Genomic DNA, 25230 nt, shown 5'->3' on the forward strand with positions numbered 1-25230 from the left:
TCTATTTGGATGTCAGTTCAATGGAATCGGCGACTTGCCGGATTGCGGCGACCGGCACTTCCCCCACCACGGTGAGCCAGTAGTCTCCTTGCCGGCGGCCGAGGATATTCATGGCCCCCTGCTGGATCGTACCTTCTTCGCCGCCCTGGCTGCCGGGCTCGATGAATACCGAAATGGCGGCCAGGCCATCGGAAAACACGATCTGCGACACTTCACGTTCGGCTGGTCGACTCTGGGCAGGCGCCACCCCGTCTGGCAGGCTGCCGGGGATCATGCGTCGTACCTGCTGGATTTTACGAAATCCCGGCGGTGGCGTAATCCGCCATGCGGAAAGATCGACCGGGTTCATGGCCACCTTTTCGACCTGCCAGCCACGCGTATCCTTGTAGGTGGGGTTGACGCGGTTGCGATCAATCCCGCCGATCTCGATCTGCGTGAAGGAAATCTGCTCAATCACCTCTCCCTTCACCCCCAGCGTCTGGGCGCGCAGCAACAGGCCAGACGCCTTGTCGCCGCAGAAGCGGTAACCGTAACGCAACTTGTCCAGTGGCTCCAGCACCACGGCATCGCACACCCGTCCCGCCACCCGCTCGACGCTGCCTTCCTTGAAGCGATAATGGACTGCCAGCTCATCGGGTCGGGCATCCAGAATCGCCGGAAATACATCCCGGCTGACGCGTTTTTCCACGCGCATGACGCGCAGATCTGGCAGATAGCTGACGACATCATCGTTACTACGGATGAATTCGCTGGGCTTGCCGTCGAGGAGTTCCAGCTTTTCGTGCTCGACCTTGCCTGCGACCACGTGCGTGACACGCGAGCTACGGATCAGGGAGCCCTGCTGATAGACAAAACTACCCGAATAATTCAGTCGCTGCGCGGCCGATTGCATCTTTTGCAATTGCGCCGGCAATGGAGAGGGAATGGAAGCTTCGCTGGCGGGAGATGTTGAAACGCCATCCGCCGCGTGAGCGGATGGCGAGAACAACATGGGCAGGAAGCAGAGTACGCCGTACAGACGCCCCGTTTGACGCATCTTATTTATCGGCGTCAGAGGAGAAGGCAGCAGAACGGGCGTATTGCGCCGAACTATAGGAAGGCGAGAAACGCTGGTGGGCCGACAGGTACTGGTCGATGCGCGGGTCGCGCCTGACTTCACCCTGCTGGGCCAACGAACTGAGCTGGTTGACGTTCTGCGAGTTGCCACTGGTATCGGCAACCGTGGCGATCGCTGACGGCACCGAGGGCGCAGCCACGGGAGCCGAAGCCACCTGGGCGACCGGGGTCGCCATCCTGGCGTCGGCATTGACCACGGCCTGCTGCGGCATGGCTACGAACACCGCAGCCACGGCGGCAGCTGCCGCTGCGGCGCTGGGCATCAACAGACGCACCAGGCGGCCGGGACGAGCGGCACGATGGTCGCCATTGGCGGCGGTCTTGACCGCAGCGGCAGGCTGGACTTCAACAGCGGCGGGTGCTGCAGCAGCCTGAGGTGCCACGATGGCCGGCTCGGCGTCCAGCAAGGCAGCCATCCTGGCCGAGAAGCCGGCGCTCAGCGAGACATCCATCTCCTCTGAACGCAGTACCTCGCCTATGCGATGGTAATCTTCCCACGCGTCCTGAGCGTTCTCGGAAGAACGCAGGGCCGCGAAGGCAAGGGTCATTTCATCAGAGCTCAACTCGCCATCGGCAAGGGCTGAGATCTGTTCTCTGGTCGTTACTTTGGTATCCATAAGCAGTCACCCGGCAAAAATCTTAGTTCCATACCCGCTTTATTGTTTTCTTTTTAACAACAGGCTTGTGGCCTCATTACCAGCGTTTGTCCGCCGCCGTATCCAGCAATGGACGCAACTTCTCGGCGATTGCTTCCCGGGCGCGGAAAATGCGGCTGCGCACGGTGCCGATCGGACAATTCATCGCATCTGCAATCTCGTCGTAGCTCAACCCCTCGATCTCGCGCAACGTGATGGCAGTACGTAATTCTTCCGGCAATGCCTCCATCGCCACGTTGACCGTCTGAGCAATTTGCTTGGTGGCCAACATCGACTCTGGAGTGTTGATGTCCCTCAGATGGTCTGCATCGTCAAAAGTTTCAGCTTCTTCTGCATCGGCTTCTGTCGAAGTTGGCGCCCTACGGCCCATGGTGACCAAATAGTTCTTGGCAGTGTTGATGCCGATACGATAAAGCCAGGTATAGAAGGCCGAATCGCCGCGAAATTGCGGCAATGCGCGATACGCCTTGATGAAGGCTTCCTGCACCACATCTTCGGCTTCTGCCTGGTCGCGCACCAGGCGCGAAACCAGCCGCATCAGCTTGCGTTGATACTTGACTACCAATAGCTCGAACGCCTTCTTGTCGCCGCGCTGGACGCGCTCAACAAGCTGCTGATCTATTTCGCGTTCTGTCGTCAAACCGGATTCCTTGTTTTTTATGGCCGTGTTGTTTTATCGTCATTGCCTGTGACAGATGCTTCCAGCCCGGCAATTTTCAAGTCTGCCGACCTTATTTTTCGAGCATCTTCGCCTTGGCCGTATTGTGACTGATCAGCCAGCGACATGCCACGGAAAGTGAACGGAAGGTATCTTCAGACACCGAATCCGGAAGAATGGGAATGGTACGGGTCTTGCCGTTTTCCAGGCGCAGGCGCAGAAACAGCATGCCCGGCCAGATGGTGCTACCAGCCAGCAATTGTGCCAGCCCGGCCTTCATGACCTGCGGCTTGGCGCGGGCAGACTGCACGAGGTGTTCGACCACCCGGATCTGCCCAGTACCGGAAATATGGAGCCAGATGACCTTGCGGTCCCGCAACACCAGCACCAGGGCGATGGCGGCCGCCAGGATACAACCGCCGGCCAGGCAGATGCGCACAGGCCAGGACAGCACGCCCGGCATCAGCGCCGAGACCAGTATGCCGGTCAACGCCACGCACAGGCAGGCAAAACCGGTGACCAGCAGGAGCAGGCGGGAAGGTTTGATATCCGCAGAAACTGCTATCGACATAGGATGCCCGGGAGCGATGGCGCCGTTAAAACGACAAACCCGGCTTCCAGGGAAGCCGGGTCTTGCATTTTACATCTTGCCGATGACCAGGGTACCGTTGGTACCGCCGAACCCGAAGGAGTTCTTGACGGCAATATCGATCTTCATGTCCCGCGCCTGGTTGGCGCAGTAATCCAGATCACATTCCGGATCCTGATTGAAGATGTTCATGGTCGGTGGCGACACCTGATTGTGCACGGCCAGCACGGTCAGCACGGTCTCCAGACCACCAGCGCCACCCAGCAGGTGACCGGTCATGGACTTGGTCGAATTGACAACCATCTTGTAAGCATGGTCACCGAAAGCGGCCTTGATCGCATCGGACTCGTTCTTGTCGCCCAGCGGGGTCGACGTGCCATGTGCGTTCAGGTACTGCACTTCATCTGCATTGATGCCGGCATCGCGCAGTGCATTGAGCACGCAGCGACGCGGACCATCCAGATTGGGTGCAGTCATGTGGTACGCGTCACCGCTCATGCCGAAGCCGAGCAGTTCTGCATAGATCTTGGCGCCACGGGCCTTGGCGTGCTCATACTCTTCGAGCACCATCACGCCGGCGCCCTCGCCCAGCACGAAGCCGTCACGATCCTTGTCCCAGGGACGGGACGCGGTCGCCGGATCATCGTTGCGGGTCGACAAGGCGCGGGCCGAAGCGAAACCACCGATGCCCAGCGGCGAGACGCTGGATTCGGCGCCGCCGGCAACCATCGCATCCGCGTCACCGTACATGATCATGCGCGCGGCAGAGCCGATGCAATGCAGGCCGGTGGTGCAGGCAGTGACGATCGCCAGGTTAGGCCCCTTCAGGCCGAACTTGATGGACAAGTTGCCAGAGATCATGTTGATGATCGAGGCCGGGATAAAGAAGGGACTGATGCGGCGCGGACCACGGTTGGTCAGTTCGGCGTGGGTTTCTTCGATCAGCGGCAAGCCGCCGATGCCCGAACCGATCATGACGCCGATGCGCTCGGCATTCTCGTCGGTCACCGTCAAGCCACTGTCCTGGATGGCCTGGATACCGGCGGCCATGCCATAGTGGATGAAGGTGTCCATATGACGCGCTTCCTTGGCGGGGATGTAATCCTCGATATTGAAGCCCTTGACTTCACCGGCGAAGTGCGTGGTGAAGGGGGTAGCGTCGAATTTGGTGACGGTAGCGATGCCGGACTTGCCTTCCTTGATGGCACTCCACGTATCGGCGACGTTGTTGCCGACAGGCGAGATGCATCCCAGGCCGGTAATGACTACACGACGTTCACGAGTGCGGCTCAAGCAATTCTCCTGAAACTTTTGACCAAAGCCCTTATCAGGCCTTGACTTGCGACTTTGCGTAGTCGATCGCCTGTTGCACGGTGGTGATCTTTTCGGCTTGTTCGTCGGGGATTTCCATTTCGAACTCATCTTCCAGTGCCATGACCAGCTCGACGGTGTCCAGCGAGTCGGCGCCCAGGTCGTCCACGAACGACGATTCGTTCTTGATGTCGGCTTCGGCGACGCCCAGTTGTTCAGCGACGATCTTCTTCACGCGTTGTTCGATATCGGACATAGTGTTCCTCCAGAGGGATGATAGGTTACAAAAGTGCGCGCATTTTAGCAGGTTTGCGCGGGGAAAATTTACTTTTAACTATTCCTGGCAAGATTGCGCCAAGTGCAGCTTAACTTCAAACAAAAGTCAGCAAAAGGACTTGAATCAAGCCCTCAGGACTTACTCAACCCATGTACATGCCACCGTTCACATTGAGGGTGGTACCGGTGATGTAGGCGGCTTGCGCAGAGGCCAGGAAGGCCACCGCATAGGCGATCTCCTCGGCCGCACCCAGACGACCCAGCGGAATCTGCTGCAAGATGGCGGCGGACTGCTGCTCGTTCAAGGCCTTGGTCATGTCGGTATCGATGAAGCCGGGCGCCACGCAGTTCACGGTGATGTTGCGACTGCCGATCTCGCGCGCCAGGGCACGGCTCATGCCGGCCACACCGGCCTTGGCGGCGGCGTAGTTCATCTGGCCGGGATTGCCGGCCTCGCCCACCACCGAAGTGATATTGATGATGCGGCCGGTGCGGGCCTTCATCATGCCGCGCAGCACGGCGCGGGAGAGACGGCCGACGGCGGTGAGGTTGGTGGCGATGACGCTGTCCCACTCCTCGTCCTTCATGCGCATGGCCAACTGATCCTGCGTGATACCGGCATTGTTGACCAGGATGGACAGCGAACCGAATTCCTTCTGCACCTGCTCCACCACGGCCACGCTGGCTTCGGCATCGTTGACGTTCAACACCACGCCGCGACCGGCTTGCGGCCCCAGCGCCGCCAGGTATTCGCTGATGGCGACCGCGCCGGCCTCGGAGGTGGCGGTACCGACCACCTTGGCGCCCTGGCGCGCCAGTTCGGTGGCGATGGCACGACCGATACCGCGCGACGCACCGGTCACCAGGGCGACCTGGCCCTGCAGATTCTGTGCACTCATTTCAGCAACTCCAATACTTTGTTCAGGGATTCCTGGTCGACGATGGCCTCACCCACCAGTTCGCCGTTGATGCGCTTGGTCAGGCCGGTGAGCACCTTGCCGGGACCGCATTCGACCAGATGGGTCATGCCACCGGCAGCCATCTTCTGTACTGTCTCGACCCAGCGCACGGGCGCAGCGGCCTGGCGCACCAGCGCATCCTTGATGGCAGCCGGATCGCTGACCACCGCCACATCGACGTTATTGATCAGGGGAATCTGCGGCGCGGCAAACGCCAAGTTGGCCAGATAAGCCTGCAGACGATCGGAAGCGGGCTTGAGCAGCGAGGAGTGAAACGGCGCCGACACCGGCAGCGGCAGTGCGCGCTTGGCGCCCTTGGCCTTGGCGATGTCGCAGGCACGGCTGACGGCGGCCTTGTGACCGGCGATCACCACCTGGGCCGGCGCATTGAAGTTGACCGCCTCGACCACTTCGCCTTGCGCGGCTTCGATACAGGCAGCACGCACGTCGTCGTCGGACAGTCCGAGGATGGCAGCCATGCCGCCCTGCCCGACCGGCACGGCTTCCTGCATGGCCTGCGCGCGGAAGCGCACCAGCGGCACGGCATCCTTGAACTGGATCACGCCAGCGGCGACCAGCGCCGAGTATTCACCCAGGCTATGGCCCGCGACCAGCGCCGGCGCCTTGCCGCCAGCGGCCAGCCAGGCGCGATAGAACGCCACGGCCGCCGTCAGCATGACCGGCTGGGTGTTGGTGGTGAGGTCCAGATCCTCCTTGGGACCTTCGGCAATGAGCTTGCCCAGGTCGAATTGCAGCGCATCGGAGGCTTCGGCCACGGTCTGGCGAACGATCTCATTATCGGCAAAACCGTTGAGCATCCCGATTGCCTGAGAACCCTGACCCGGGAAAACGAAAGCAAATGTTGTCATGCTTGGATGTGAGTGAAGTTGGATAAAAATGCGGGAGCTGCGCCGCACGGATCGGCGCGACGCTCCCTGCCCTGCTTACATGCGCACCAGCACGGCGCCCCAGGTGAAGCCGCCACCCACGCCTTCCATCATGACGGTGTGGCCGGGCCGGATGCGACCATCGCGCACCGCCTGGTCCAGCGCCAAAGGAATCGAGGCAGCAGAGGTATTGCCATGTTCGGCAACAGTGACCACCATCTTTTCCAGCGGCAGGCCCATCTTCTTGGCCGTACCCTGCATGATGCGGATATTGGCCTGGTGGGGCACCAGCCAGTCCACCTCTGTGGACTGCAAGCCGGCCGCCTCCAGCGCTTCGCGCGCGACCTTGTCCAGCAAGGAAACGGCCAGCTTGAAGACGGCCGGACCATCCATGTACAGGTAGGCAGTGCCGGTGATGGCACCATTGTCGATACTACCGGGCACGCACAGGATGTGGCCGTGGCTGCCATCGGCGTGCAGCTTGGTGGCCAGCACCCCTGGCTCCTCCGAGGCACTCATGATGACGGCACCAGCGCCGTCGCCAAAGAGCACGCAGGTCGTGCGATCCTTGAAGTCGAGGATGCGCGAGAACACTTCGGCGCCGATCACCAGAACGTTCTTGTGCGCGCCCGACTTGATGAAGCTGTCGGCCACCGACATGGCATAGACGAAGCCGCTGCACACAGCCTGCACGTCCATGGCCGGCGCACCATTGGTGATGCCCAGCTTGCGCTGGACCACACAGGCAGTACTGGGGAAGCCCCCCAGGTGATCCGGGGTGGAGGTCGCCAAGATGATCAGGTCGATATCATTGGGCTGCATGTTGGCCGCTTCCAGCGCACGCTGGGCGGCCGTCAGGGCCAGGTCGCTGGAGAACTGGGTCGGCTCGGCGTAATGGCGCGCGGAGATGCCGCTGCGTGTGACGATCCATTCATCCGAAGTCTCGATACCCTGCTCTGCCAGTTGGGCAGCCAGTTCGTGATTGGTCACGCGCTTGGTCGGCAGGTAACTGCCGGTGCCGACGATTTTGCTGTAAGTGGTCATGCCGTCTTCTTGCTCTGTTAGTTCGGTTGATCCAGCGAGACCGGTGCCGCAGGCTCCACCGCCACGACAGCCGTCTCGACCGCGCGCCCCTGTCCCTGGGGCATCAGCTCCGCCATGGTGGCGGCAATACGGGCGAGCACATCATACTTGGCCGCATCATACGCGCGGCGGATGGCCCATTCGAACGCATACACATCGGCGCCGCCATGGCTCTTGAACACCAGGCCCTTCAGGCCCAGCAGGCTGGCGCCATTGTAACGGGAAGGATTGAGCCGGCGCGACAGCGCCTTGATGGCGCCATAGGCGATCAGGGCGCCCAGCTTGTTGATGAAGCCCTTCTTGAATTCACTGGTGAGCACGCTCTTGACGAAGCGCCCCAGCCCCTCGGAGGCCTTCAGGGTGACGTTGCCGACGAAACCGTCGCACACCACCAGGTCGGTCGTGCCTTCGAAGATATCGTTGCCTTCCACGTTGCCGTAGAAGTTGAGGATACCTTTCTCGTGGTCGGCACGCAGCAGCCCGGCGGTCGCCTTGACCAGCTCGTTGCCCTTCATGTCTTCTTCACCCACGTTCAAAAGGCCCACGGTCGGCTTGGGCTTGCCTTCCATGACCGCCACCAGGGCCGAGCCCATCAGTGCAAATTGATGTAAATGCTGAGGCTCGCAGTCGACATTGGCGCCGAGGTCGAGCATGTAGGTAGGGCCGTCCTTCTGGTTGGGCAGGATGGTGCAGATGGCCGGGCGATCCACGCCTGGCAAGGTCTTGAGCACATAGCGCGACACTGCCATCAGGGCGCCGGTATTGCCGGCCGACACGGCCGCCTGGACCACGCCATCCTTGACCAGGTTCACGGCCACGCGCATGGACGAATCCTTCTTGCGGCGCAGTGCGACCTCGATCGGGTCTTCCATGGTCACCACCTCGGTGGCGTTCTGGATCTGCACACGTGGCTCGCCGGCCAGCCGGTATTTCTTCAGCAACGGCAGCAGCACGCTTTCCTGGCCCACCAGGATCAGTTCGGCATCGGATTGACGCTTCAGGAAGGAGGCAGCGGCCGGGAGAGTGACTGACGGGCCATGATCGCCACCCATGCAGTCGATTGAAATTTTGATGGTCATCGATTTGATTCAGAGCCTTGCCAGCCCACATTATGAGGCAGATTGGAGACCCTTCAAAATAGCACGCTCGCACAGCGCAAAAAGTGAAGGTTCACGCAAGCAGGCAGGCACGTCCGCACACGGATTACACGGATGCAACGGACATAAAAAAGCGGCGCAAAATGAACCTCCTGAATCAGAAGCTCATTGCGCCGCTTTTCTCCAAAAACAGCAAGCTCAATGAATGAGATTACTCGTCGTTCTTGGTCTTCAGCACCTTGCGACCACGGTAGAAACCGTTCGGGCTGATGTGGTGACGCAGGTGGGTTTCACCAGTCGTCGGCTCCACAGCCAGCGGGGGTGCAGTCAGAAAGTCGTGTGCACGATGCATACCGCGCTTGGACGGGGTCTTTTTGTTCTGTTGAACGGCCATGATTACTCCTAAACCTTACTTAAGATTGAAAATTTTAACACACCGGATTGCGTTTTTCCGCAAACCCACTGTGCCGCTGCCCGGCAACGCCAGACATTCCCCAACAATACTTGTTACTGCTTCAACTTCTTCAGTACTTCAAACGGGGAAGCCCGTTCAGCACTTTTGGCCTCGACCGCCACACTACCGTCAGGACAGACGTCATGCTTGGGTGCTACCGGCAGGGCCAGCAGCGCGTCGTCTTCGATCAGGGAGTTCACATCGAAGTCTGCCGATCCGACGATGACATCGATCTCGTCATCATTCAGCAGTTCCTCGATGGTGTCGGCCTGCGCCTCATCTTTTGCCAATACCAGCAGCGACTTCGAATCAATCTCGAAATTCAATGCCGTCAGGCAACGCTGACAGATCAGATTAACTGCACCCGACACTGCCAGACTGAGTTGAGCATGCCCCAGCTTGTCGATGTCGCCGGACAGGGCCCAACGAATCGAGCCGGAACGGTCAACCGTCTCTTGCGCCAGACGACCTAATTCAGCAACCGGAATCTCACCCTGTGCCTGCTGTTTCAGCCTGCAGAATTCGAACGCGTCGATAACAAATGCATTCATAGCCAAAGCAGAATCCGGAAAACCTGCGATCATAACAGAAAATTTCCTTACCAGTCAAAGCCTTAGCACGCCAATTGCGACAGAGAGACGAAAAAATCGCCGGACCTGTCGCGGCAAACCCTCTTTTGCATCGATTTTCCGCCAGAATCCCTGTTTTACTTGCCCGCGTCGCCGGTCGACACTTAGCCATCACACCACCATGTCGCAACATCATCCTGAAGCATCCCCTCCCAGATTGATCCTCGGTTCCAGCTCGATCTACCGCAAGCAATTGCTGAGCCGGCTTGGCCTGCCTTTCGAGACCATGATCCCCGACATCGACGAAACCCCGCATCCCGCAGAGACGCCGGAGGCCACCGCCCTGCGACTGGCACGAGAAAAAGCCGCCGCCATCGGCGCCCGCAGCGGCCCGGCTCTGGTAATCGGTTCGGACCAGGTGGCCACCCTGGATGGCCTGCAGATCGGCAAGCCCGGCAACCATGCCAATGCGCTGCGGCAATTGCAGTTGATGCGCGGGCGGGAAGTGATCTTCCATACCGCCTTGTGCCTGTGGGATGGTCGCCATTCCGGTATCGCCGCGACCACGCAAGTCTGCAACGTGCAGACGCTGGTCCGTTTCCGCGATCTGGATGACGCCGAGCTGGACGGCTACCTGCACATCGAGCAGCCCTACGACTGCGCCGGCAGCGCCAAGAATGAAGGCCTGGGCATTGCCATTCTGGAAAGCATCCGCAGCGACGACCCCACTGCATTGACCGGACTGCCACTGATCGCCCTGACCGGCATGCTGCGCCGGGCCGGCGTGCGGTTCTTCAGGAACGAGGCGAGCGGCGATCAGTAGTTGCGACGCGGATAGCCCTGGGCCAGGATGCGCTGCCACACCACTTCGCGCTGCTCCACATCCATGAAGACCCATTGGGCAACTTCATCGACGGTGCGTCCGCAGCCGCGGCAGACATCATCGAACGTGGTCGAGCAGACCGCTACGCAAGGCGTATCGGGCCGCTCGGGCGCGGGTGACAAGGGCGAGGGAGACAGGAATGTGGAAGACATTGACAGGATCTGAACAAAAAACATGAAGCGACATGATCATGGTATTGACCAGTTCCATGCACGCCCGTATCCCCCATCTTACCAAGAACCTGCCGCTCACCCTCCCTATCGATGGAAGGGATAAACAGACCGCATGGGCAAAAGCGGAACAAAGAGGCAGAAACGACAGGCAAAAAAAAGCCCGCGACCAAGAGGTGCGGGCTTGAATCCAATTTCTTAAGGAGATTGGAGGAGACAGGTGCAACTATAGCGATGCGCTATCGCCGAGTCTGCTTTATTGTGGCAATAGCAGATATTCAGCAGCAGAATAACAGTCGCAACATCGTCTCAACCCTCCCCTCCTGCCGGGCCCGCATCGCGGTTCAGCTCGCCTGACCGGCACGCTCCAGTGCCGACGTCACCGGCCGCGGCGGGGTACCCCCCTTGCGCTCGCATGCTTGCACAAGCAAGAGAGCGCAGACTGCCAGAACCATGCCACGCATTCTCATGATCAGCTCTCCACGTGAAGTTTCAGGCCACACGAACCCGGCCCGGGCAACCACGATCCCCCTTGCCACCCGGACTGTCAAGCGACGCTGCGCAAACCCGGCTCTGCACGGGCGGCGGCCAGGTTCTTTTCGTACAGCGCCGCGATCATGTCGGATTGCGTCAGCATCCCGGCCAGCTTGCCATCTGCCTGCACGATGGGAATCTGGTGCAAACCATCGGCCATACGTGGCACCAGCTCCAGCACCGGCGTATCGACCTGCGCCATGATCACGGGACGGCTCATGATCTGCCCCACCACTTCCGGCTTGTCCGAATGACTGAACGGCACCCGGTGCAGCAGCCGTCGCAGTTGCGCCACCAGGCCGGTATGCACCTCCACCCCGGCATGTTCCAGAAAGTCACTTCGACTGACAATGCCGATCACATGCCGCCCCCGATCCAATACCGGCATGGCACGCAAGCGATGCTGCTGCAATAGCCGCCACGCCTCGTCCAGCCCGGTGGCGAACTCCACCGCCACCACATCACGCGACATCACCGCCGCACACAAGGTCTGACCGAAGCGGCGATGATAGGCGCGCATTTCGGTCTGCAGAAAGATCTCTTCCAGGTCATCCCGCCCGATGTCGAGCACCTGATTGAAATTCTTCAGTACCTCATCCAGATCATCATGCGAGAAACCCAGCCGCGTGATCGGCAGCTCATCGCGCGTCTGGTGCGGATGCGGCGCCGCGCTGTGCTGCGCATGCGGATAACGGCGGCCCGTGGCGTTATTGAAGAACAGCGCCGTCAGCAACAGCAGCGCCGAATTGAGCAGTACCGGTGACAGCACGAAGGCATAGCCCATCTCCTGCACTGCAGGACCACCCAGTACGGCGGTCAGCGCCACCGCACCACTGGGCGGATGGATACAGCGCAGCAGGAACATCGCACCGATGGCCAATGAAATCGCCAGCGCCGCTGCCAGCGCCGGTTCCTGGACCAGCTTGGCGCAGCTCACGCCGATGATCGCAGCGCACAGGTTGCCACCGATGATGGACCAGGGCTGCGCCAGTGGACTGGATGGCACCGCGAACAGCAGCACCGCCGAGGCGCCCATCGGTGCAATCAGCCAGAGGGTCGTGGCCTCGTGAGGCAGGACTGCATAACTGATCAGTCCAACGAGCAGAATCCCGAACAAACTACCGGCGCAGGAGCGCATGCGCTCGAATCGGTCCACATTAGTCTTGGCAGGAATAAAACTTTTGAACCACAGCAAGATAGAATCAGGCATATCCGTTCCGTGACAACTTGGGCCGACGACGTCCTGGGCACAGCAACGTACCAGGCCAAACCGCAATTACATCACAAGATGATACATATGTCCCACTTACCCCGTATTACGCAGTCTTTCACACCGGCGAGCCACCCCCACCCCGCAGGTCGGGACTCATGAAAAGCGCCAGCCGCCTGCAAAAGGAGGATTTCGAGGCCCTGTCGGATTTTCGCTACCAGTTGCGCCGCTTCCTGCGCTTTTCGGAAGACGCCGCGCAAAGCGAAGGCCTGACACCACTGCAATACCTTCTGCTGCTGCACATCAAGGGCTTCCCGGGACGCGACTGGGCCAGCATCAGCGAACTGGCCGAACGGCTGCAAGCCCAGCACCACGGCGTGGTGGCGCTGGTCACGCGCTGCGTGAAGGCGGGCCTGGTCACCCGCGCCCCGGACGATCGCGACAAGCGACTGGTGCAAGTCCGGCTCACTGAACTGGGCGAGCAATACCTGCACCGCCTGGCGCAATTGCACCGCAACGAGCTGCAATCCCTGTCGGGCGTGTTCCAGGTTTCGCACATCTCAGCCTTCAACGACCGCGACTGAGCCTGCGCATTGCCACCGTGCTGGCACCCTGCGGATGTCGGCAGCCCCCCCCCGTCGCGGCAGGCTGCTGTTATGCTTGCGACAACTTTCCACCACCCGCCCCCATGAATCGCAAACCCTCCACCGCCGCTGCGCCCTCCCGCGCCATTACCAAGGAAGACGTGGCACGCGCCGCCGGTGTCTCGCACATCACGGTCTCGCGGGTCATCAATACACCGGAGAAAGTGGCACCTGCCACCCGTGAACGCGTTGAGGCCTTCATCAGTAGCATGGGGTATATCCCCAACATGCTGGCCGGCGGGCTGGCTTCGCGGCGCACGCGCATCGTGGCCGCCATCGTGCCCACCATCAGCCATTCGATCTTTGCCGAAACCGTGCGCGGGCTGTCGGAACAACTTAGCCTGCAGGGCTACCAGTTGTTGCTGGGACAGACCAATTATTCGGAAGAAGCGGAAACAGGACTGGTGGAGGCCTTCATCGGCCGTCGCGTCGACGGCCTGGTATTGACCGGCGTACAGCATTCGGTACGCACCCGCCAGCGCCTCAGGGCAGCCGGTATCCCGGTGGTGGAAACCTGGGACCTCACCCCGCAACCGATCGACATGCTGGTCGGCTTCGACAACCATGCTGCCGGCTACGCCATGGGGCAATACCTGCACCGCAAGGGTTATCGCCGCATGGCCTTCGTCGGCGGCGAAGACCCGCGTGGCCTGGCGCGCTTTGCCGGCATGCGCGAAGCGCTGCTGACGCAGTCGGCGCCGGAGCCGGCACACCTGGTCATGCCCATGGGCTCCTTCCTGCAGGCCGGGCGCGAAGCCATCTGCCGGCTCCTGGCATTAGAGCCGGCCATCGACGCCGCCTTCTTCAGCAATGATGTCCTCGCCGCAGGCGCCGCCCTGGAATGCGCCCGACGCGCCATCGCCGTGCCGCAGCGCATCGCGCTGGCCGGTTTCGCCAACCTGGAAATCGCACCGGAAGTCTTGCCCGCCCTGACCACGGTCCAGATCAGTGCCCACCAGATCGGACTGACGGCCGCCGAGATGCTGCTGACCCGCTTCGAGGGCGATGCGGTCGCGCAACCGGTATGCGACCTCGGCTACGCTATCCTCGAACGCGATAGCACCTAAACCTCAGGACACCACGTCGTCGACGGCCGCCTGTTCGACCCGATTGCGCCCGATCCGCTTGGCCCGGTACAGGGCCAGATCGGCGCGCCTGATCAGTTCGTCGAGCCCCGCCCCATCGCATAACGCGGCCACCCCGAAGCTGGCGCTGACCTTGATCCGGCGCCCGTCCTCGATCTCGAAATCGGCATGCTCCAGGGCCGCACGCAACTTCTCGGCAACGCTGCCTGCCTGCGCCAGGTCAGCTTCCGGCAGCAGGATGACGAACTCCTCGCCGCCATAGCGCGCCAGCACATCCACCTTGCGCAGCAAGCCAGCCACGAGCTGGGCCACGCCACGCAGGATGACGTCGCCAGCCTGGTGGCCATAGCTGTCGTTGACGCGCTTGAAATGATCGATATCGAACAACACCACCGCCATGCCTCGCCCATAGCGCTGCGACAGCTCCATCTGCTGACCGGCCTGGGCAAAGAAGGCGCGCCGGTTCAGTACACCCGTGAGGAAATCGGTATTGGAGGAGGTCTGCAGCTGCGTGATCAATGCTTCGCGCTCGCTGGCCAGGCTATTGCGCTCTAGCATGCGCTGCTTGAGCACCCGCAGGGCGCGCATCATGGCAGCAATCTCGTCGCGATACCGCGCCTCCGGGATTTCCTGCTCCAGCTTGCCCTCCACCAGTCCGGCCACCAGATCGGTGGCCTGCACCAGCGGCTGCACCACGCGCCGGCCTATGAGCACCATCAGCAACTGGAAGAACAGGCAGGCCGTCAGCGTTAACCCCACCACCAGCACCAGCAGGTTGCGTGCCCGGGCGTTGTTCTGCTCGGCCTGACGCATCAATTCAGCCAGCAACAGGTCGCGCAGATCGGTGATGGATTGCATCTGTGGCACATAGAACTTGTAGAGATCGGCCGTGCTGACACCATAATTGCTGGAATGCAGGCCAATCTGCAGCAGGAAGTCGAGGAACTGGAATCCGCTATCGAAATACTCCTTGTCCACCCTGTCCAGTGCCTCGGCAAACTGCGGCTGGCTCGCGTAGCCAGCCATCTGCGCAGCCACCACGCCGCGTAACAGTTCGATGCGACCATACAGGCGCCCGATTTCGATGACCTCATCCTGGGCCAGCTGGCGCTGCGTGATCAGCGGCGCCACAAAGCGCGAACCGACCTGCCCGGCGTATTCGCGCAGGCTGGCAGTGGCACGCACGGCCGACAGACCATCGCGCAGGCGCGGATCGGCCCGATCCACTTCCAGGGTCAATTCGGTGACCACGCGGATCATCAGCGGCATCAGGTCTACCATGCCACCCACGGCGGCCAGCACCAGCACATCACTGCGATTGTCCGCCGACAGATGTGCCACCCGGTCCAGATTGGCCCGGGCCGGCGCCAGCCCCTGCTCCACTGTGCGCACCTTGTCCAGCGCCCATGACTGGCGCAACCGCGCATCGGCTTCCAGCGCCGCATGCAAACTGGTCAAGGCGACATCGGTCTGCTGCCGGGCGCTGGCCAGTTGCTTCAGCAGTTCTTCGGAGTGTTGCGGCGGGGCGCCCAGAAAAGCGTTGGCCGGGCCACGCTCGGCCGATATCTTTTCCATGGCCAGCAGGGCCAGCCGCAGATTGCGCAAGGCAGGCACGCTGTTGGCGCCATTGCGATAGGTACTCCATTCCGTCCAGACCAACGCGACGGCAAATGCCAGAAACAGCATCAGCAAGCCGATGGAAATGAGCCGGAACAGACGATTCAAGGACATGATAAGCCCGCTACGAAGGCAAGTGCATTTGACGAATATAACAAGGCCGACCAATCGGCGGCACGACTACATCGCGAGCAGGGATAAAAAAGGCGGGCGGTGCAGACACGACGCCACGGAAGCAGGCATGCCCTCCCACGTTGTGGGAGAAGCCGGCGCATCACGCGCTTCCCCCTCGTGAACGCGTGACCACCAAATGCGATAAACAGAGCGTCGGACTGACCTTCGCCCGGGAGCATTTCCCGCACAGGCTGCGTGCCGGCAGACCAGATTCGCCAGTGACGAAATCAGGCGAAGGCGACCAGCCAAAACGACAAGCCAAAACGACAGACAAAAAAATAAGGCCCTGAAAAATTCAGAGCCTTATCTATACAACTTCTACAACTGCGAGCCAACTGGCGGAGAGGGTGGGATTCGAACCCACGGTACGGGAAACCGTACGCCTGATTTCGAGTCAGGTACATTCGACCACTCTGCCACCTCTCCGGTTAACTTCGGTCGTTTCACTGCGTGGTGCAGCAAAGACAGCGACTATAGCAGAACTATTTTCATAGTGGAATGTTTTTTCGAAAAAACTTTCAAAAAAATGCTCGTCCTGCGAGCACAAGGGGGGGCAGCGTAGCGAAAGAATCTTTCTTCACCCCAAAACCGCAAGAACTGTCTTTCTTATCATCATCTTGTCATAAATCACTTCTAGCATCCGTAAACTATTTGTCGTTCTTTGTACCCTCAAACCCGGATTCAGCCAGATGGCGCCCCTATCCAACGCTACCTTCCCGCTCGGCGCAGAAGTCGTCGATCTCATTGCCCGTGCCTCGGGAGCCGCCCTGCGCGGCGTCGAAGACCCGGACCCGATGCTGTCCCTGCTGCATGAGATCATCGCCCAGCGCAAGCTTTCCGCCCTGTTTCAGCCCATCGTGCGCATGCGCAATGGCGAAATCCTGGGATATGAAGGATTGATCCGGGGCCCCTCCAATACTCCCCTGCACTCCCCGCTGGCGCTGTTCAAGGTGGCGCGCGCCCACAATCTGTCGGTGCAGATGGAATACCTGTGCCGCCACATCGTGCTGACCCGTTTCGCGCAACTCGGCCTGCCGGGCAACCTGTTCCTCAATGTCTCCCCCGGGGCGCTGATGCAGCCCGAGGCGATCCAGGGCGAAACCCTGCGCTACCTGGAAAAGCTGGGCGTGAACCCGCAGCGCATCATCATCGAGCTGACCGAGAACGAGCCTACCTACGACTACGCCCTGCTGCGCAATGCCGCCATGCACTACCGCGACATGGGCTTCCAGATCGCCATCGACGACCTCGGCGAAGGCTTCTCCAGCCTGCGCCTGTGGTCGGAACTGCAGCCGGAATACGTGAAGATCGACATGCACTTCGTGCAGGGCATCAACCATGATCCGATGAAGCTGCAGTTCGTGCGCTCGATCCAGGAGATCGCCGAGAAGTCCGGCTCCATCGTCATCGCCGAAGGCATCGAATCGCAGGCCGAGCTGCTGACCATCCGCGACCTGGGCATCGCCTGCGGCCAGGGCTACCACATCTCGCGCCCGCTGCCGGAGCCGCCAGTCTCGATCTCGGAGGATGTCAGCAAGACCCTGCGCCGCGACAAGGTGCCGCTCAATGCCAACAAGTACGGCCCCGGCAAGCGCAGCGCCACCGTCGCCAAGCTACTGCGCGAGACGCAATACGTGAGCCCGGAGGTTACCAATGATGCGGCCTACGACCTGTTCGTCAACGATCCGCAGCTGCAGGCCCTGCCGGTGGTCAGCAATGGCTTGCCGATCGGGCTGATCAACCGCTACAGCATGGTGGAGCGCTTCGCCCGCCTGTATGGGCGCGAGCTGTACGGCAAGAAGTCCTGCGCCTTCTTCATGGATCCCAATCCCCTGCTGACCGAGCAGGACACCAGCCTGCAAGACCTCTCCAACCTGCTGGTGCAGGCCGAGACGCACCACCTTTCCAACGGTTTCATCATCACCGACCGGGGCCAGTACGTGGGCCTGGGCACCGGTCACGACCTGTTGCGCGAAATCACCCAGATGCAGATCGACGCCGCCCGCCACGCCAATCCGCTCACGCAGCTGCCGGGCAACGTCCCCATCAACGACCACATCGAATACCTGCTGCAAAGCGGAGTCGAATTCTGCATCTGCTACTGCGACCTGGACCAGTTCAAGCCCTACAACGATGTCTATGGCTATCGCAAGGGTGACGACATGATCCAGGCCACCGGCCGCGTGCTGCAGCAGGCTTGCGACGCCGACCTGGACTTCATCGGCCACATCGGCGGCGACGATTTCCTGATCATGTTCCAGAGCGAAGACTGGGAAAAACGTTGCCGCGTCATCCTCGACAACTTCGACGCCGAGACCCGCGCCCTCTACTATGACGAGGACGTGGCGCGTGGCGGCTACTACACCGAGGATCGCCAGGGCAACCGGGTGTTCCACCCGCTGGTCTCGCTGTCGCTGGGCGCGGTGAAGATCGAACCCTCGCAATATTCATCGCCGCACCAGATTGCCTCGGCCGCCACCCGCGCCAAGAAGCAGGCCAAGAAGATCCAGGGCAACAGCCTCTTCATCGAGCGCCGCATCCCGGCCACCTTCTCCTGGGCCATGAAGGACGCCTAGCCGTCGCGATCAGGAAAACGTTTTCTCCGTCGCGCACCCATAAAAAAACGGCCACCTCATCAACGAGGCGGCCGTTCGTGCGTCCTGCAGTGGTACAGCGGATCAGGCGCCCGGCACCAGCTTGCTCACGCCGCCCATGTAGGGTTGCAAGACCTCGGGGATATCCACGCTGCCATCGGCCTGCTGGTAGTTTTCCAGCACGGCAACCAGGGTACGCCCCACGGCCAGGCCGGAACCGTTCAAGGTGTGCAGCAGTTCCGGCTTGCCCTGGGCATTGCGGAAGCGGGCCTGCATGCGACGCGCCTGGAAGGCTTCGCAGTTGGAGACCGAGGAGATTTCGCGATAGGTGTTCTGCGCCGGCAGCCAGACCTCGATGTCATAGGTCTTGGCCGCGCCAAAGCCCATGTCACCGGTACACAGGGTGATGACGCGGTACGGCAGGCCGAGCTTCTTGAGGATGGTCTCGGCATGGCCCAGCATCTCGTCCAGGGCTTCGTAGGACTTCTCGGGATGGACGATCTGCACCATTTCCACCTTGTCGAACTGGTGCTGGCGGATCATGCCGCGGGTGTCGCGACCATAGGAGCCGGCTTCCGAACGGAAGCAAGGCGAGTGCGCCGTGAACTTCATCGGCAACGCATCGCCGGCCACGATCTCGTCGCGCACGAAGTTGGTCAGCGGCACTTCGGCCGTGGGGATCAGGTACAGCGCGGCATTCTCGGCCTCGCCTTCCTGGCCACCCTTCTTGACCGCGAACAGGTCGGCCTCGAACTTGGGCAACTGGCCGGTGCCGCGCAGGCTGTCGGCATTGACGATGTAGGGGGTATAGCACTCGGTATAGCCATGCTCCATGGTATGGGTGTTGAGCATGAACTGCGCCAGCGCCCGGTGCAGGCGGGCGATGCCGCCCTTGAGCACGGCGAAGCGCGAACCGGTGAGCTTGGTGGCGGTATCGAAATCCAGGCCCAGCGGGGCGCCGACATCGACGTGATCCTTGATCTCGAAGTCGAACTGGCGCGGCGTGCCGACCTTGCGCAATTCCACATTGCCGCTTTCGTCATTGCCGGCCGGCACCGACTCGTGCGGTAGGTTGGGAACCGCCTGCAGGAACAGGTTCATCTGGTGCTGCACTTCTTCCAGGCGCGCCGCCGACGACTTGAGCTCGTCGCCGATGCCATTGACCTCGGCCATCACCGCGGAGGCATCCTCGCCACGGCCCTTGAGCATGCCGATCTGCTTGGACAGGGTGTTGCGCTTGCCCTGCAGTTCTTCGGTGCGGGTCTGGATCTGCTTGCGTTCAGCTTCCAGCGCGTTGAAGCCGGCCACGTCCAGGACGAACTTGCGGGCCGCCAGGCGGGCCGCGACGTTCTCGATGTCTTTACGGAGGAGTTGGATGTCGATCATGGGGAGAAAATACGATAGGTTTGAAGCAGGAAACCGCGATTGTACCAAGTCGCGCGCCCATCACGGGGTTCCGGCCCCCTTCCCCCTCAAGAAAATGCTGCGACCGTGGTAGCGGCCACCGGCCTCGCGGGTTACCATTCGGCCCATTCCCGTCATCCAGAGAGCCTCCCCGCCCATGTCCGACCAGCCCGACCCGCGCCCGCAGCGCGATGTTCCCGTCCTGTTTTCCCTGCTGGGCCTGGTGGCCGCCTTCGCCGTGGGGCTGTGGGCCGGCATCCACTACATGTCCAACGACGCCAGCCTGTTCTACGGACTGATCGCCGGCCTGTCCTTCGGTGCCGCCTTCGCCTTCGGGCAGCAGATCAAGAACCGCTTCATCCCGCCCAAGGTGCGCAAGACCGACTGGAAGGTGCAGGCTCCGGGCGCGGCCGAACTGTCCAGCGGCCGCCTGGCGGCACAGCAGGCGCGCAAGATCAGCGTGGAATTCGACGATCAGGAAATCCGTACCATGGTGCGTGGCGCCAGGCGTGAAGGTATCGCCTGGAACGCGATCGACGACGTCACCATCCGCATCAGCGAAGACAGCCTGCCCCAGCCGCAATGGATCATCGCCGGCCAGGCAACCGAGGGTATCAAGGGCGTACTGGTCCCCAATGATGCCGACGGCCTGGAAGAGCTGATGGAAGCGATGAAGCAACGCCTGCCCGGCTATGACAACGACAAGAACTATGAAACCGTGATCGCCGCCATGTCCGCCATGGAGGGCAGCTTCCACGTCTGGCACCGGGCGGCCGCCGGAGAGCTGAGGCCTGATCGCTGAAGCGAGACATCAGGCCCGGCCGGCACGGATCAGCCTGGTCCGCCGGTATCGGCCAAGGTTGGCTCCCGGGCCAGCCGTTCTGCCAGGAAGTTGACGAAAGCCCCCAGCCGCGGCGGTAGATGGCGGGTAGCCGGATAGAGCGCCCACAGATCGCCGCAATAGTGCGTCCTGAAACTCCATTGCGGCAAGACCTGGACGATACGCCCCTGCGCCAGCGCCTCCCGAGCGACGAAATACGGCAGGCTGCCGATACCGAGATGGCGCAGCACCGCATCCAGTCGTACCCCGGTATGGTTGGCCGCATAGCGCCCCCGCACCTCGACCGTGACCCGTTCGCCCTGCCGGCGGAAGCGCCAGCGCGCGTCCCCGGGCGCCTCGCCCAGGTAGATGCAGGAATGTGTCTTGAGTCCCTGTGGATGCTGAGGCGTCCCATGCTGCGCCAGGTACTCGGGCGTGGCACACAGCAGGTGCTCGATGCGCGTCAACCTTCGCCCCATCAGGCCCGGCGGCGGCTGGTCGGTGATGCGGATGGCCAGGTCCACCTCTTCGTCGATCAGGTCCATGTAGCGGTCTTCCAGTCTCAACAGGACGTCCACCCTGGGATGGGCGGCGAGGAAATCCGGCACATGCGGATGCACCAGGTAATGCCCGACCGCCTTGGGCACGCTCACCCTGACCTGCCCCTGCGGCGCGGCCTCGAAGCCACCCGAAGCGGCCAGCACCGACTGGGCTGCGTCCAGCATCTCCCGGCAACGCTGGTGGATGTCACGCCCGCTGTCGCTCAGGCGCAGCTTGCGGGTGGTCCGCTGCAGCAGCTGCGTGCCCAGTGCCTTTTCCAGGCGTGCAATGGCACGGCTGATGGCCGAGGGCGTCGCCCCCAGCTGACGCGCCGCTTCCGAGAAACTGCCGGTCTCCACCACCTTGGCAAAGACGGCCATCTCGTTGAGCAGGGCGATGCTTTGATTTGTGCTCATGAGGCAAAGATAATTTGCTTGGGTAATGGATTATCGCAACTTCACCCGGGCGATACAATGCATGTACCTCCCTGATCGACCGAAAGGCCAGCCGTGACCGACCGCCTCTACCTGACCCAGCCGGCGCTGGAAGCCGATACCGAAGTGTTGAGCTGCACTCCCCTGGAAGATGGTCGCTACGCCGTCCACCTCGCGGCCACGCCGTTTCATCCGCAAGGCGGCGGCCAGCCCAGCGATGTCGGCTGGCTCGGCGAGGTCGAGGTAACGAAGGTCGTGAGCGAAGGCGACGAGATCATCCATTACACCAGCGCGGCCGTTGCAGCCGGCCAGATCCGCGCCAGGGTGGATGCCCAGCCACGGCAGCTGCATGCGCGGCTGCACTCCGGTGGGCATGTCATCGGCTATGTGATGGCACAACTGGGATGGCGCGCCACCAAGGCCCACCACTGGCCAGGGGAAGGTCGTGTCGTCGGCGTCAGCGCCCCCGACGCCGGCGTGCAGGAACTGGAAGCGGCGGAGATCGAAAGCCGCTGCAATGCCCTCATTGCCGACGACCTGGCCTGCGCGCTCTCCAGCGAAGGTGGCCGGCGCCAGGTCGGCTTTGGCGCCCTGCCTGCCTATCCCTGCGGCGGCACGCATGTGGCATCACTGGGCGAGATCGGCAGGATCGCCATCCAGTCGGTACGGGTGAAAAAAGGTGAGGCCTCGATCCGCTACGATGTGGTGGTCTAAGGCCGTCTTCTACGGCCGCACTCAGTCGTTACCGGCTTCCTCATCCCACTTGCGCAGGGTCGCCAGCTTCTCGCCGATCTTGATCTCCAGCCCACGCGGCACCGGCTGATACCAGCCCGGCTCATCGATACCATCCGGCAGATAGGTCTCCCCGGCCGCATAGGCATTGGGCTCGTCATGGGCATAACGGTATTCATGTCCGTAGCCCAGCTCCTTCATCAGCTTGGTCGGCGCATTGCGCAGGTGCACCGGCACCTCGCGGCTCTTGTCCTGCTTCACGAAGGCGCGGGCGGCGTTGTAGGCGTTGTAGCCGGCATTGCTCTTGGCCGCCACGGCCAGGTAGATCACCGCCTGGCCCAGCGCCAGTTCGCCTTCGGGACTCCCCAGGCGCTCATAGGTCAGCGCAGCGTCGTTGGCGATCTGCATGGCGCGGGGGTCAGCCAGGCCGATATCCTCCCAGGCCATGCGCACGATGCGGCGCGACAGGTAGCGCGGATCGGCGCCACCATCCAGCATGCGGGTCAGCCAGTACAGCGCCGCGTCCGGGTGGGAACCGCGCACCGACTTGTGCAGGGCTGAAATCTGGTCGTAGAAATTATCCCCGCCCTTGTCGAAACGGCGGCTGTTCAGGGTCAGCGCATTCTGCAGGAAATCGGCCGTCACCAGCACCGTACCGGTGGTGCGCGCGGCAGTTTCAGTCTGCTCCAGCAGGTTCAGGAAGCGACGCGCATCGCCGTCGGCGTAGCCGATGATGGTGTCGATGGCCTGCTCGTCGAAATGCAGTTCACCCAGCGCCTTTTCCTGGGCGCGCTTGAGCAGGAGCTTCAGTTCGTCGTCACTCAGGGATTTGAGCACATACACCTGCGCCCGCGACAGCAGCGCCGAGTTGACCTCGAAGGAGGGATTCTCGGTGGTGGCGCCGATGAAGGTCACCAGGCCGCTCTCGGCGTAGGGCAGCAGCGCATCCTGCTGCGACTTGTTGAAGCGATGGATTTCATCCACGAACAGGATGGTGTGCTTGCCCATGGCCAGGTTCTGCTCGGCCTGCTCCATCGCCGCACGGATATCCTTGACCCCCGAGAACACCGCCGACAAGGCGATGAATTCGCACTGGAAGGCCGTTGCCGTCAGGCGCGCCAGCGTGGTCTTGCCCACCCCCGGCGGCCCCCAGAAGATCATGGAATGCGGCTTGCCCGACTGGAAGGCCAGGCGCAAGGGCTTGCCTTCGCCCAGCAGGTGCGACTGGCCGATGACCTCGTCCAGCGTCTTGGGACGCAGGGCTTCGGCCAGCGGCGCGGCGGGTTCTTGTGCAAACAGGTCAGCCATGGGGGTGCTCCCCGGCCAGACTGGTTGCGTGGTCCGGCGATGGCGAGCGCATCGGGGCGGTCTCGAAAATCGGTTTCATGTTCTTTCAGGATGCGGGCGCGGCGCCGGATTGCAAGGCGCATTCGCCAAAGGCCGTAGTCTAACGCAGCAGCGGGACGATGAGGGCAGATGGCGGGCAGAGGGCCGGCAGAGGGCAGCAGGCATCGGGCGCAGGCGTTACAATGCCGCCTGCCCTTTTGACTGCCCACCCCGAGTTGCCATGCCCTTCGTCGTCACCGATTCCTGTATCCAGTGCAAGTACACCGATTGCGTCAGCGTCTGCCCCATGGACTGTTTCATGGAGGGGCCAAACTTCCTGGTCATCGATCCGGACGGCTGCATCGATTGTTCCATGTGCGTACCGGAATGCCCGGTCGGGGCCATCTACAACGCCACTGACCTGCCGGCGGCGCTGGCGCACTTCGAGGACCTCAACGCCAAGCTGGCCAGGCAAGCCGGCTGGAAGCCCATCACCCAGGCCAAGGCGCCCCTGCCGGAACACACGCAATGGAAGGACCGGACCGACAAGCTGCCGCTGCTGCAGATGCCACCGGCCTGATCTGTCCTCGTCAAATCAAACAGCCCCGCAAGGCTTACGCTTGCGGGGCTGTTTGCATGGAGCGCAGCGGGATCAGTTGTCGAACACGTCCGCGCCCTTGGGGACCACGAAATTGAAGCTGTTGCCTTTCAGCGAGGGGTTCTTCTCGAAGCTGTCGAAAGTCAGCACCGACACCTGGCCGAAGGAATCATGCAATTCCATCGCCACCGGCGTGCCATTCTTCAGGCCGATACCGATGTTGTCGAAGGTGGTGTCACGGCTCTTGGGGGTGGCTTGCAGCCATTCCAGGCCATCCTTGTTGCCGGCTTCCTTCAAGGTGAAGTTCTTTTCCAGGTCGTTGCTGCCGAACAGGATCGCGGCCGGGGAAGAACCCAGCGCATTGCCCAGCTTCTTGGTGGTGACCTGGTTCAGGTCCTTGTCATAGATGAAGAGTTTTTCTCCATCGGCCTGGATCACCTGCTCATAGGGTTTCTGGTAGGTCCAGATGAACTTGCCCGGGCGCGAAAACACGAAGCTGCCGCTGGAGGTGTTGACCACCTTGGATGTGCCGTTCTCGTTGCGCACCATGCGCTGGGTGAAGCTGCCCTTGGCCGATTGCGTGCTGCTGACGAATTGCTTGAACTGGTCCAGGGCGGCGGCCGAAGCACGGCCCGGCGTGAGCGCGGTGATGGCAATGGCCCCGGCCACGGCCAGTGCCGATAGGCCGGCGGCCATGACCATGCGACGCAGCTTGAAGTTGATGGTGCGGGCTTGCGCGGTACGCGAGCGCAAAGCGGTTCTGGAATTGTCCATGTTGTTCGGTTCCTTCTTGATTTGGACCCACCCGGA

At 61.8% G+C, this 25230-nt stretch carries 28 protein-coding genes and 1 tRNA gene; 9 read left to right on the plus strand and 20 right to left on the minus strand.

Annotated elements, in window-relative coordinates:
• Nucleotide 1: 1 nt before the first annotated feature.
• The 10 genes from I5R65_RS03540 to plsX form a co-directional block, all read right to left on the minus strand.
• Nucleotides 2-1036, minus strand: a complete 1035-nt coding sequence (locus I5R65_RS03540) for a MucB/RseB C-terminal domain-containing protein (protein WP_180668825.1) — start codon at nucleotides 1034-1036, stop codon at nucleotides 2-4.
• A gap of 1 nt (nucleotide 1037) precedes the next feature.
• Nucleotides 1038-1733: a sigma-E factor negative regulatory protein gene (locus I5R65_RS03545; protein WP_180668826.1), complete on the minus strand. Its 696-nt coding sequence runs from the start codon at nucleotides 1731-1733 to the stop codon at nucleotides 1038-1040.
• Nucleotides 1734-1809: 76 nt separating this feature from the next.
• Nucleotides 1810-2412 carry an RNA polymerase sigma factor RpoE gene (gene rpoE / locus I5R65_RS03550; RefSeq protein ID WP_006463502.1) on the minus strand — a complete coding sequence of 201 codons (603 nt, stop codon included), beginning with the start codon at nucleotides 2410-2412 and terminating at the stop codon, nucleotides 1810-1812.
• Nucleotides 2413-2503: 91 nt separating this feature from the next.
• Nucleotides 2504-3001, minus strand: a complete 498-nt coding sequence (locus tag I5R65_RS03555; RefSeq protein ID WP_180668827.1) for a protein YgfX — start codon at nucleotides 2999-3001, stop codon at nucleotides 2504-2506.
• Between the two features lie 69 nt (nucleotides 3002-3070).
• A complete protein-coding gene (fabF, locus tag I5R65_RS03560; protein ID WP_180668828.1) occupies nucleotides 3071-4312 on the minus strand; it encodes a beta-ketoacyl-ACP synthase II in 1242 nt (413 codons plus the stop codon).
• Between the two features lie 34 nt (nucleotides 4313-4346).
• Nucleotides 4347-4586 carry an acyl carrier protein gene (acpP, locus tag I5R65_RS03565; protein ID WP_006463505.1) on the minus strand — a complete coding sequence of 80 codons (240 nt, stop codon included), beginning with the start codon at nucleotides 4584-4586 and terminating at the stop codon, nucleotides 4347-4349.
• Nucleotides 4587-4749: 163 nt separating this feature from the next.
• On the minus strand, nucleotides 4750-5505 hold the full coding sequence (fabG, locus tag I5R65_RS03570) for a 3-oxoacyl-ACP reductase FabG (protein ID WP_180668829.1): 756 nt from the start codon (nucleotides 5503-5505) through the stop codon (nucleotides 4750-4752).
• Complete coding sequence (fabD, locus tag I5R65_RS03575) at nucleotides 5502-6434, minus strand: ACP S-malonyltransferase (protein WP_180668830.1); 933 nt, start codon at nucleotides 6432-6434, stop codon at nucleotides 5502-5504. The genes fabG and fabD overlap by 4 nt, the downstream gene beginning before the upstream one ends.
• Nucleotides 6435-6509: 75 nt before the next feature.
• A complete protein-coding gene (locus tag I5R65_RS03580) occupies nucleotides 6510-7496 on the minus strand; it encodes a beta-ketoacyl-ACP synthase III (RefSeq protein ID WP_180668831.1) in 987 nt (328 codons plus the stop codon).
• Nucleotides 7497-7513: 17 nt separating this feature from the next.
• Nucleotides 7514-8614: a phosphate acyltransferase PlsX gene (gene plsX / locus I5R65_RS03585; RefSeq protein WP_180668832.1), complete on the minus strand. Its 1101-nt coding sequence runs from the start codon at nucleotides 8612-8614 to the stop codon at nucleotides 7514-7516.
• On the opposite strand from plsX, the gene I5R65_RS03590 reads away from it, so the two are divergent.
• The gene (locus I5R65_RS03590; RefSeq protein ID WP_180668833.1) at nucleotides 8586-8837 is read left to right on the plus strand and encodes a hypothetical protein; all 252 of its coding nucleotides are present in this window, start codon (nucleotides 8586-8588) and stop codon (nucleotides 8835-8837) included. The two genes, plsX and I5R65_RS03590, sit on opposite strands and share 29 nt — an antisense overlap.
• 6 nt (nucleotides 8838-8843) lie before the next feature.
• Here I5R65_RS03590 and rpmF read toward each other — a convergent pair whose 3' ends face one another.
• Both rpmF and I5R65_RS03600 read right to left on the minus strand, forming a co-directional pair.
• The gene (gene rpmF, locus I5R65_RS03595; RefSeq protein WP_006463510.1) at nucleotides 8844-9026 is read right to left on the minus strand and encodes a 50S ribosomal protein L32; all 183 of its coding nucleotides are present in this window, start codon (nucleotides 9024-9026) and stop codon (nucleotides 8844-8846) included.
• 113 nt (nucleotides 9027-9139) lie between these two features.
• A complete protein-coding gene (locus I5R65_RS03600) occupies nucleotides 9140-9670 on the minus strand; it encodes a DUF177 domain-containing protein (RefSeq protein WP_180668834.1) in 531 nt (176 codons plus the stop codon).
• Between the two features lie 166 nt (nucleotides 9671-9836).
• Between I5R65_RS03600 and I5R65_RS03605 the strand changes: the two genes are divergently transcribed.
• Nucleotides 9837-10478 (plus strand): Maf-like protein, encoded by a 642-nt coding sequence (locus I5R65_RS03605; RefSeq protein WP_180668835.1) that lies wholly within the window; start codon nucleotides 9837-9839, stop codon nucleotides 10476-10478.
• Here I5R65_RS03605 and I5R65_RS03610 read toward each other — a convergent pair.
• A complete protein-coding gene (locus tag I5R65_RS03610) occupies nucleotides 10472-10690 on the minus strand; it encodes a DUF1289 domain-containing protein (RefSeq protein WP_180668836.1) in 219 nt (72 codons plus the stop codon). The genes I5R65_RS03605 and I5R65_RS03610 overlap by 7 nt on opposite strands.
• A gap of 32 nt (nucleotides 10691-10722) precedes the next feature.
• On the opposite strand from I5R65_RS03610, the gene I5R65_RS03615 reads away from it, so the two are divergent.
• The gene (locus I5R65_RS03615; RefSeq protein ID WP_180668837.1) at nucleotides 10723-10896 is read left to right on the plus strand and encodes a hypothetical protein; all 174 of its coding nucleotides are present in this window, start codon (nucleotides 10723-10725) and stop codon (nucleotides 10894-10896) included.
• Nucleotides 10897-11255: 359 nt separating this feature from the next.
• Here the strand turns inward: I5R65_RS03615 and I5R65_RS03620 are convergent, their stop codons facing one another.
• The gene (locus I5R65_RS03620) at nucleotides 11256-12452 is read right to left on the minus strand and encodes an HPP family protein (RefSeq protein WP_180668838.1); all 1197 of its coding nucleotides are present in this window, start codon (nucleotides 12450-12452) and stop codon (nucleotides 11256-11258) included.
• Nucleotides 12453-12610: 158 nt separating this feature from the next.
• Here I5R65_RS03620 and I5R65_RS03625 point away from each other — a divergent pair, with 158 nt between their 5' ends.
• Nucleotides 12611-13036, plus strand: coding sequence for a MarR family winged helix-turn-helix transcriptional regulator (locus I5R65_RS03625; RefSeq protein ID WP_180668839.1), 426 nt, complete (start codon nucleotides 12611-12613; stop codon nucleotides 13034-13036).
• 104 nt (nucleotides 13037-13140) lie between these two features.
• Nucleotides 13141-14163 (plus strand): LacI family DNA-binding transcriptional regulator, encoded by a 1023-nt coding sequence (locus tag I5R65_RS03630; RefSeq protein WP_180668840.1) that lies wholly within the window; start codon nucleotides 13141-13143, stop codon nucleotides 14161-14163.
• Nucleotides 14164-14166: 3 nt separating this feature from the next.
• On the opposite strand, the gene I5R65_RS03635 is transcribed toward I5R65_RS03630, so the two are convergent.
• Entirely contained in the window at nucleotides 14167-15912 is a 1746-nt protein-coding gene (locus I5R65_RS03635) for a diguanylate cyclase (RefSeq protein ID WP_180668841.1), read from the minus strand.
• 396 nt (nucleotides 15913-16308) lie between these two features.
• Nucleotides 16309-16398, minus strand: a tRNA-Ser gene (locus I5R65_RS03640).
• Between the two features lie 263 nt (nucleotides 16399-16661).
• Here I5R65_RS03640 and I5R65_RS03645 point away from each other — a divergent pair.
• The gene (locus I5R65_RS03645) at nucleotides 16662-18548 is read left to right on the plus strand and encodes a GGDEF domain-containing protein (RefSeq protein ID WP_180668842.1); all 1887 of its coding nucleotides are present in this window, start codon (nucleotides 16662-16664) and stop codon (nucleotides 18546-18548) included.
• A 102-nt stretch (nucleotides 18549-18650) separates the two neighbouring features.
• Here I5R65_RS03645 and serS read toward each other — a convergent pair whose 3' ends face one another.
• Entirely contained in the window at nucleotides 18651-19952 is a 1302-nt protein-coding gene (gene serS, locus I5R65_RS03650) for a serine--tRNA ligase (protein WP_180668843.1), read from the minus strand.
• Nucleotides 19953-20127: 175 nt separating this feature from the next.
• Between serS and I5R65_RS03655 the strand changes: the two genes are divergently transcribed.
• The gene (locus I5R65_RS03655) at nucleotides 20128-20772 is read left to right on the plus strand and encodes an anaphase-promoting protein (RefSeq protein ID WP_180668844.1); all 645 of its coding nucleotides are present in this window, start codon (nucleotides 20128-20130) and stop codon (nucleotides 20770-20772) included.
• A gap of 29 nt (nucleotides 20773-20801) precedes the next feature.
• On the opposite strand, the gene I5R65_RS03660 is transcribed toward I5R65_RS03655, so the two are convergent.
• Nucleotides 20802-21746, minus strand: a complete 945-nt coding sequence (locus I5R65_RS03660) for a LysR family transcriptional regulator (RefSeq protein ID WP_180668845.1) — start codon at nucleotides 21744-21746, stop codon at nucleotides 20802-20804.
• A gap of 93 nt (nucleotides 21747-21839) precedes the next feature.
• Between I5R65_RS03660 and I5R65_RS03665 the strand changes: the two genes are divergently transcribed.
• Nucleotides 21840-22478, plus strand: a complete 639-nt coding sequence (locus tag I5R65_RS03665; protein ID WP_180668846.1) for an alanyl-tRNA editing protein — start codon at nucleotides 21840-21842, stop codon at nucleotides 22476-22478.
• Between the two features lie 21 nt (nucleotides 22479-22499).
• Here the strand turns inward: I5R65_RS03665 and I5R65_RS03670 are convergent, their stop codons facing one another.
• Complete coding sequence (locus I5R65_RS03670; RefSeq protein WP_180668847.1) at nucleotides 22500-23804, minus strand: replication-associated recombination protein A; 1305 nt, start codon at nucleotides 23802-23804, stop codon at nucleotides 22500-22502.
• 259 nt (nucleotides 23805-24063) lie between these two features.
• On the opposite strand from I5R65_RS03670, the gene fdxA reads away from it, so the two are divergent.
• Nucleotides 24064-24402, plus strand: a complete 339-nt coding sequence (gene fdxA / locus I5R65_RS03675) for a ferredoxin FdxA (protein WP_180668848.1) — start codon at nucleotides 24064-24066, stop codon at nucleotides 24400-24402.
• Between the two features lie 72 nt (nucleotides 24403-24474).
• Here fdxA and lolA read toward each other — a convergent pair whose 3' ends face one another.
• A complete protein-coding gene (lolA, locus tag I5R65_RS03680) occupies nucleotides 24475-25194 on the minus strand; it encodes an outer membrane lipoprotein chaperone LolA (protein WP_180668849.1) in 720 nt (239 codons plus the stop codon).
• Nucleotides 25195-25230: the final 36 nt, after the last annotated feature.

This window comes from Herbaspirillum sp. AP02, assembly GCF_015767275.1.
In the GTDB taxonomy this organism is placed as follows: Bacteria; Pseudomonadota; Gammaproteobacteria; order Burkholderiales; family Burkholderiaceae_D; genus Herbaspirillum.

Bases quoted from the DNA above. Each gene is read 5' to 3' on its own strand.
- plsX (WP_180668832.1), bottom strand. From the start codon at position 8,614: ATGACCATCAAAATTTCAATCGACTGCATGGGTGGCGATCATGGCCCG.
- I5R65_RS03610 (WP_180668836.1), bottom strand. From the start codon at position 10,690: ATGTCTTCCACATTCCTGTCTCCCTCGCCCTTGTCACCCGCGCCCGAG.
- I5R65_RS03600 (WP_180668834.1), bottom strand. From the start codon at position 9,670: ATGATCGCAGGTTTTCCGGATTCTGCTTTGGCTATGAATGCATTTGTT.
- fabG (WP_180668829.1), bottom strand. From the start codon at position 5,505: ATGAGTGCACAGAATCTGCAGGGCCAGGTCGCCCTGGTGACCGGTGCG.
- rpmF (WP_006463510.1), bottom strand. From the start codon at position 9,026: ATGGCCGTTCAACAGAACAAAAAGACCCCGTCCAAGCGCGGTATGCAT.
- I5R65_RS03580 (WP_180668831.1), bottom strand. From the start codon at position 7,496: ATGACCACTTACAGCAAAATCGTCGGCACCGGCAGTTACCTGCCGACC.
- I5R65_RS03630 (WP_180668840.1), top strand. From the start codon at position 13,141: ATGAATCGCAAACCCTCCACCGCCGCTGCGCCCTCCCGCGCCATTACC.
- I5R65_RS03660 (WP_180668845.1), bottom strand. From the start codon at position 21,746: ATGAGCACAAATCAAAGCATCGCCCTGCTCAACGAGATGGCCGTCTTT.
- acpP (WP_006463505.1), bottom strand. From the start codon at position 4,586: ATGTCCGATATCGAACAACGCGTGAAGAAGATCGTCGCTGAACAACTG.
- I5R65_RS03625 (WP_180668839.1), top strand. From the start codon at position 12,611: ATGAAAAGCGCCAGCCGCCTGCAAAAGGAGGATTTCGAGGCCCTGTCG.
- I5R65_RS03655 (WP_180668844.1), top strand. From the start codon at position 20,128: ATGTCCGACCAGCCCGACCCGCGCCCGCAGCGCGATGTTCCCGTCCTG.
- I5R65_RS03555 (WP_180668827.1), bottom strand. From the start codon at position 3,001: ATGTCGATAGCAGTTTCTGCGGATATCAAACCTTCCCGCCTGCTCCTG.
- I5R65_RS03615 (WP_180668837.1), top strand. From the start codon at position 10,723: ATGATCATGGTATTGACCAGTTCCATGCACGCCCGTATCCCCCATCTT.
- I5R65_RS03545 (WP_180668826.1), bottom strand. From the start codon at position 1,733: ATGGATACCAAAGTAACGACCAGAGAACAGATCTCAGCCCTTGCCGAT.
- I5R65_RS03645 (WP_180668842.1), top strand. From the start codon at position 16,662: ATGGCGCCCCTATCCAACGCTACCTTCCCGCTCGGCGCAGAAGTCGTC.
- fabD (WP_180668830.1), bottom strand. From the start codon at position 6,434: ATGACAACATTTGCTTTCGTTTTCCCGGGTCAGGGTTCTCAGGCAATC.
- lolA (WP_180668849.1), bottom strand. From the start codon at position 25,194: ATGGACAATTCCAGAACCGCTTTGCGCTCGCGTACCGCGCAAGCCCGC.
- I5R65_RS03590 (WP_180668833.1), top strand. From the start codon at position 8,586: ATGCAGTCGATTGAAATTTTGATGGTCATCGATTTGATTCAGAGCCTT.
- I5R65_RS03620 (WP_180668838.1), bottom strand. From the start codon at position 12,452: ATGCCTGATTCTATCTTGCTGTGGTTCAAAAGTTTTATTCCTGCCAAG.
- fdxA (WP_180668848.1), top strand. From the start codon at position 24,064: ATGCCCTTCGTCGTCACCGATTCCTGTATCCAGTGCAAGTACACCGAT.
- I5R65_RS03635 (WP_180668841.1), bottom strand. From the start codon at position 15,912: ATGTCCTTGAATCGTCTGTTCCGGCTCATTTCCATCGGCTTGCTGATG.
- I5R65_RS03670 (WP_180668847.1), bottom strand. From the start codon at position 23,804: ATGGCTGACCTGTTTGCACAAGAACCCGCCGCGCCGCTGGCCGAAGCC.
- I5R65_RS03540 (WP_180668825.1), bottom strand. From the start codon at position 1,036: ATGCGTCAAACGGGGCGTCTGTACGGCGTACTCTGCTTCCTGCCCATG.
- serS (WP_180668843.1), bottom strand. From the start codon at position 19,952: ATGATCGACATCCAACTCCTCCGTAAAGACATCGAGAACGTCGCGGCC.
- I5R65_RS03605 (WP_180668835.1), top strand. From the start codon at position 9,837: ATGTCGCAACATCATCCTGAAGCATCCCCTCCCAGATTGATCCTCGGT.